Consider the following 6,131-nt stretch of genomic DNA (forward strand, 5'->3'; position numbering starts at 1 on the left):
CACCTCGCCAACTACAGTAGAGGCGGGGGAGTGGGATTCTTTGCGGATTCCAGCGCCTACCCGGTGGCGTCAGCGCCGGAGCGAAGTGAGGGAGAACGATGTTCGAGAGGTTTACCGACCGCGCGCGGCGAGTCGTCGTCCTGGCCCAGGAAGAGGCCCGGATGCTCAACCACAACTACATCGGCACTGAGCACATTCTGCTCGGCCTGATTCACGAGGGCGAAGGCGTAGCCGCCAAGTCGCTCGAGTCGTTGGGCATCTCCCTCGAGGGTGTGCGCAGCCAGGTCGAGGAGATCATCGGCCAGGGCCAGCAGGCTCCTTCGGGGCATATCCCGTTCACCCCGCGCGCCAAGAAGGTGCTCGAGCTCAGCCTCCGTGAGGCTTTGCAGCTCGGCCACAACTACATCGGCACCGAGCACATCCTGCTCGGCCTGATCCGCGAGGGCGAAGGTGTCGCCGCGCAGGTGCTCGTCAAGCTCGGCGCCGACCTGAACCGCGTGCGTCAGCAGGTCATTCAGCTGCTGTCCGGCTACCAGGGCAAGGAGCCGGCAGAGGGTGGCAGCAGCCGCGGCGAGGCCGGTACTCCCTCCACCTCGCTCGTGCTCGACCAGTTCGGCCGCAATCTGACGCAGGCCGCGCTCGAAGGCAAACTCGACCCGGTCATCGGACGCTCGAAAGAGATCGAGCGCGTGATGCAGGTGCTGTCGCGCCGCACCAAGAACAACCCGGTCCTGATCGGCGAGCCCGGTGTCGGCAAGACCGCCGTCGTCGAGGGCCTTGCACAGGCCATCGTCAATGGCGAGGTGCCGGAGACGCTGAAGGACAAGCAGCTCTACACCCTTGACCTCGGTTCGCTGGTGGCGGGCAGCCGCTACCGCGGTGACTTCGAAGAGCGCCTGAAGAAGGTCCTCAAGGAGATCAACACCCGCGGCGACATCATCCTGTTCATCGACGAGCTGCACACGCTCGTCGGTGCGGGCGCTGCCGAGGGCGCGATCGACGCCGCGTCGATCCTGAAGCCGAAGCTCGCTCGCGGTGAGCTGCAGACCATCGGTGCCACCACGCTCGACGAGTACCGCAAGTACATCGAGAAGGACGCCGCCCTCGAGCGCCGGTTCCAGCCGGTGCAGGTCGGTGAGCCCACGGTGGACCACACCATCAACATCCTCAAGGGTCTGCGTGATCGGTACGAGGCGCACCACCGCGTCTCGATCACCGACAGCGCACTTGTCGCTGCCGCGACGCTGGCCGACCGCTACATCAACGACCGGTTCCTGCCGGACAAGGCGATCGACCTCATCGACGAGGCGGGCGCGCGCATGCGCATCCGCCGGATGACGGCTCCGCCGGACCTGCGCGAGTTCGACGACAAGATCGCCGATGCGCGCCGGGAGAAGGAGTCCGCGATCGACGCGCAGGACTTCGAGAAGGCCGCGAGCCTGCGCGACAAGGAGAAGCAGCTTGTCGCCAAGCGTGCCGAGCGGGAGAAGCAGTGGCGCAGCGGTGATCTCGACGTGATCGCCGAGGTCGACGACGAGCAGATCGCCGAGGTGCTCGCCAACTGGACCGGTATCCCGGTGTTCAAGCTCACCGAGGAGGAGACCACACGTCTGCTCCGCATGGAGGACGAGCTGCACAAGCGGATCATCGGCCAGGAGGACGCTGTCCGGGCCGTGTCGAAGGCGATCCGTCGCACCCGTGCCGGCCTGAAGGATCCGAAGCGTCCGTCCGGCTCGTTCATCTTCGCCGGCCCGTCCGGTGTCGGTAAGACCGAGCTGTCCAAGGCGCTGGCGAACTTCCTGTTCGGCGACGACGATGCGCTCATCCAGATCGACATGGGCGAGTTCCACGACCGATTCACCGCGTCGCGGCTGTTCGGTGCGCCTCCCGGTTACGTCGGCTACGAGGAAGGCGGCCAGCTCACCGAGAAGGTGCGCCGCAAGCCGTTCTCGGTGGTGCTGTTCGACGAGATCGAGAAGGCACACCAGGAGATCTACAACACGCTCCTGCAGGTGCTCGAGGACGGCCGTCTCACCGACGGTCAGGGCCGCACGGTCGATTTCAAGAACACCGTGCTGATCTTCACCTCGAACCTCGGTACGTCCGACATCTCGAAGGCCGTCGGACTCGGTTTCGCGCAGTCCAACGTCGAGGGCTCGAACTACGAGCGCATGAAGAACAAGGTCAACGACGAGCTCAAGAAGCACTTCCGGCCCGAGTTCCTCAACCGCATCGACGATGTCATCGTCTTCCACCAGCTGACCACGGATCAGATCGTGATGATGGTGGACCTGATGATCGGCCGCGTCGAGAAGCAGCTGAAGAACAAGGACATGGAGATGGAGCTCACCGACCAGGCGAAGTCGCTACTGGCCAAGCGTGGCTTCGATCCGGTGCTCGGTGCCCGGCCGTTGCGCCGGACCATCCAGCGCGAAATCGAGGACCAGCTGTCGGAGAAGATCCTCTTCGGCGAGATCGGCGCCGGCCAGATCGTGCTGGTCGATGTCGAGGGCTGGGACGGCGAGGGCGCGGGCGAGGACGCGAAGTTCACGTTCAAGGGCACGCCGAAGCCGGCCAAGGTGCCCGATTCGCCCGAGGCCGCGCTGGCCAGCGGCGAGTAACAGCTAGACACAGCGGGCCGTCGAGTCTTCGGACTCGGCGGCCCGCTGTGCGTTTGCCACCCGTACCGATTTCAACCGGGCGCGACCCGGTCCGCGGGTCGCTCCGCAGGCTGCGCTCCTGGCAACCGCGGGAGTAGGTTCGACTGCGAACCCGAGGGAAGGAATTGCGCATGCCAACACGCACCGCCCGTACCGAGTGGACCGGTGGACTTCAGGACGGCTCCGGCCGGGTAACCCTGGCGAGTTCCGGGGTCGGCACCTACGACGTGTCGTTCCCCAAGCGGTCGGCCGACGACGCGGACGGCACCACCAGCCCCGAGGAGCTCATCGCAGCGGCGCATTCCGCGTGCTTCTCGATGGCGCTGTCGGCTGAGATCGGCAGGGCAGGCGGAACCCCGCAGTCGCTCGACGTTTCGGCGGACGTCACGCTCGGCCCGGATCCGGCGGGCGGCTTCCGGCTCACCGGCATCCAGATCACCGTGCGCGGCAAGGTGGACGGACTCGACGCGGATGGGTTCGAGAAGGCCGCTCAGACCGCCAAGGCGGGCTGCCCGGTGAGTAAGGCACTGACCGGCGTGGACATCACGCTGGACGCGGCCCTGGCCTGATCCACACATAAACGAAGCGGGGCCCGGACACCATTTGGTGTTCGGGCCCCGACTGCGTTTGGGTACTTCGGCTAGCTGGCCGCGCCCACCGGAGTGGGGGAGTCCGCGGTCGTGCGCGTGGAGCGCTCGGTGAGGAACGCGAATGCGAGTCCCAATGCCGTCCACAGCGTGGCCTGCACGGTGATCGACGAGATGCGGAACTCCCACAGCAGCGTAGCCGGGAAGTCGTCGGGCACCTCGTTGACGCTCGGCATCAGCACGTAACCGAGACCGACGATCACCAGGAAGGTCACCAGCGGCGCCGCAATACGGACCGTGACCAGCTTGCTGTGCAGGTGGGTTGCGACATAGCCCGCCGCGACGACGGCGAACAGTCCGAGCACCACAGCGCCGAGCCACAACAGCGTGCGGTCGTTGATGGTGTCCGGGTCGCCCACTGCGGGCGGGTTGGCCGGGTACTTGAAGAACGGCACTGCCTCGATGGCAACCCACCCAGCGCCCGCGAGGACCATGGACAACGGGATCCCGGCGAGCGGAATGAACCGACGCAGGTAGAAAATCACCGTCGCGAAGATCGCGCCGAGCGCGATCCCGGCGAGCGAGGTCGCGAGGAACAGTCCGAACTTCTGTCCCGTCCGGCTGACGAGTGCATCGTCACCGTGCGAATGGCCCTCGGGTTCGGTCGCCTCGTGCGAATGCGGCGCAGTGGCAGCGCCGTCATGGTGATGCTCTGTAGTCGCGGCGCCCTCATCGTGCTCCGCGGCCGCCGATCCTGCTTCCTCGATCGCGATCGCAGCATCGACGTGCGGCTCACCGAGCAGGAAAGCGACACCACCGGCAAGCAGGCCGGCAATAAGACCCGCAAGCAGGCCGCGCAGAAGGAGTTTGGGCAGTGTGTCCGTCAGTGGCACGGGAGGCCCAGCAGGTGCCGACCGTCATGCATCAACTCGTGCATGTACATGCCGCTGCGCGAGATTGCGCCCTGGTCGAAGCCGACCAGGTACAGCGTGATCAGCGCGAGCAGCACGGTGCCCGCTGCGATGAGCAGCGCGAGCATAGGTTCGGTCGTCTGGCTGGGTGTGTGGACCAGAGCCATGTGTGTGCCTCCTGGGATTTCGCGTCCCGGCAGTAGTTGACCATTGGCACGCCGGGGTCTGACTCACCAGCCGTTTCGTATGGCCGGTTCACAGTGGCGCGACCGCTCCGGAATCTACCGGTATTCCCGCAGTGCCAAGGTGTTTACTCGCGAACTATCCCACCCCCGATTTTGCAGTGTCAATCGGGGGCGGCGTGTGGTGATCGGCACACAGCCGACGCGAAAGCGCCGGTCGCTGGGCCGAACTCAGCTCCAGAACGGATATACGAAGTGGCTCGGGCCGCCCCCGGGCAGCTGCCAACCCGTGATCGACGGGAAGTTGAACGGCAGTTTCGTCAGCTTGTGCGGGTTGCCGGCCCGGTCGGCCTGCCAGCATTCCAGCAGGACGCCGTGGAACGCGGTGCACACGATCCGGGTGCTCGTGCCGTACGGCGAGCTCAACCGGTTCGAGGAAGCCAACGGGTTCCAGTAGTCCAGGTCGGTGGGCGTGAGGAATGCCTTCGTCTCGAACGGGACAAGCGGTGTCGGATAATCCGGAATTGGCGGCCACTCGTCTGCATTCGCCACCGCCGCGCCGCCGAGCATCAAGCCCAGTGAAGCCGTCACGATCGCGGTACTTCGTGCCAGACGTTTGAACGTTGTGCGCACTGCCCACCTCCCGGTCCGGACTCGGTTGTCCTTTGTTTGATCTTGGCCGGGAGGCGGGACGTTACTGGTGAGTTAGCTCGTGGTCGCTGCAGCGACGTCGAGAACTACCTCGAATTCGAGCAGCGAGGCACCGGTGGAGACAGGCTTGGCGCGCTCGCCGGCGTGAGCCTCCCTGGCCGGACCCTCGGCCCACGCCTTGAAGGCCTCTTCCGAGTCCCAGTGCGTGACGACGAAATAGCGGTTCTCGCCCTTCACGGGGCGGAGCAGCTGAAAACCAAGGAAGCCGGGCGAGTTCTCCACGGCGTGCGCGCGATGGGCGAAGCGCTTCTCGAGTTCCGGCCCGGCGCCCTCCGGGACCTCGATCGCGTTGATCTTGACGACTGCCATGTGCGAAACACTACCTGTCGTAGCCGTGCGCGATCTGTCGTAGCCTGAACGGCCATGTTGCACGACGAAGGTGGTACCGGCGCCCCGATCCTGTTGCTGCACGGCCTGATGGGCAGTGCTCGCACCTGGGGCAGGCATGTGGATTGGCTACGCGAGCGCGGGCATGTCTTCTCCTTCGACGCTGCCGGGCACGGTCGTCCCGCACCTGCCGAACTCAGCACCGAGGCGTTCGTCGCCGATCTTGCCGACGCACTCGAGCAGATCGACGAACCGATGATCGTTATCGGCCACTCGATGGGTGGCCTGCACGGCTGGATGTTCGCCGCTCAGTACCCCGGGCGGGTGCGCGCGCTCGTCGTCGAGGACATGGCGCCGGACTTCCGCGGGCGGACCGCCGCCGACTGGGCCGCGATGGTGCACTCCTGGCCGCAGCCGTTCGTCACCGAGCAGGCGATGTACGACTATTTCGGCCCGGTGGCGGGGAAGTACTTCCTGGACTCCTTCGAGCGTCGCGCCGACGGCTGGTACCTGCACGGCGAAGTGGAGACCTTCCGCGATATCTCCGAGGAGTGGGGACGCCGCGACTTCTGGGCGCAGTGGAAAGCGGTGACGGCGCCAACGTTGTTGCTCGAGGCGGAGTACACGATCACCCCCGAGGGGCAGATGCGCGAGATGGCGGCGTCCAATCCCGGAGCGCAGTACCTGCGGATCGCCGATGCCGGCCACCTCGTCCACGACGATCAGCCGCAGCGCTACCGCGACGCCGTCGAA

At 65.9% G+C, this 6,131-nt stretch carries 7 protein-coding genes; 3 read left to right on the forward strand and 4 right to left on the reverse strand.

Annotation, left to right across the window (positions count from 1 at the left end; genetic code table 11):
* The first annotated feature begins 98 nt into the window (after positions 1–98).
* A complete protein-coding gene (locus A8G08_RS25035) occupies positions 99–2,621 on the forward strand; it encodes an ATP-dependent Clp protease ATP-binding subunit (RefSeq protein ID WP_068280361.1) in 2,523 nt (840 codons plus the stop codon).
* Between the two features lie 170 nt (positions 2,622–2,791).
* Entirely contained in the window at positions 2,792–3,229 is a 438-nt protein-coding gene (locus A8G08_RS25040; RefSeq protein ID WP_068280364.1) for an OsmC family protein, read from the forward strand.
* Positions 3,230–3,300: 71 nt separating this feature from the next.
* On the opposite strand, the gene A8G08_RS25045 is transcribed toward A8G08_RS25040, so the two are convergent.
* From A8G08_RS25045 to mhuD, 4 genes are all read right to left on the reverse strand, one after another.
* Positions 3,301–4,140 carry a CbtA family protein gene (locus A8G08_RS25045; protein ID WP_068280367.1) on the reverse strand — a complete coding sequence of 280 codons (840 nt, stop codon included), beginning with the start codon at positions 4,138–4,140 and terminating at the stop codon, positions 3,301–3,303.
* Complete coding sequence (locus A8G08_RS25050) at positions 4,131–4,325, reverse strand: CbtB domain-containing protein (protein WP_068280370.1); 195 nt, start codon at positions 4,323–4,325, stop codon at positions 4,131–4,133. Before A8G08_RS25050 ends, A8G08_RS25045 begins: the two co-directional genes overlap by 10 nt.
* Before the next feature lie 246 nt (positions 4,326–4,571).
* The gene (locus A8G08_RS25055) at positions 4,572–4,973 is read right to left on the reverse strand and encodes a hypothetical protein (RefSeq protein WP_068280372.1); all 402 of its coding nucleotides are present in this window, start codon (positions 4,971–4,973) and stop codon (positions 4,572–4,574) included.
* A 72-nt stretch (positions 4,974–5,045) separates the two neighbouring features.
* On the reverse strand, positions 5,046–5,360 hold the full coding sequence (mhuD, locus tag A8G08_RS25060) for a mycobilin-forming heme oxygenase MhuD (protein ID WP_068280374.1): 315 nt from the start codon (positions 5,358–5,360) through the stop codon (positions 5,046–5,048).
* A gap of 54 nt (positions 5,361–5,414) precedes the next feature.
* Here mhuD and A8G08_RS25065 point away from each other — a divergent pair.
* Positions 5,415–6,131: alpha/beta fold hydrolase (locus tag A8G08_RS25065; protein ID WP_068280377.1), on the forward strand; the 717-nt coding region annotated here is incomplete at its 3' end.

Source organism: Aldersonia kunmingensis (genome assembly GCF_001646865.1).
Lineage (GTDB): Bacteria > Actinomycetota > Actinomycetes > Mycobacteriales > Mycobacteriaceae > Aldersonia > Aldersonia kunmingensis.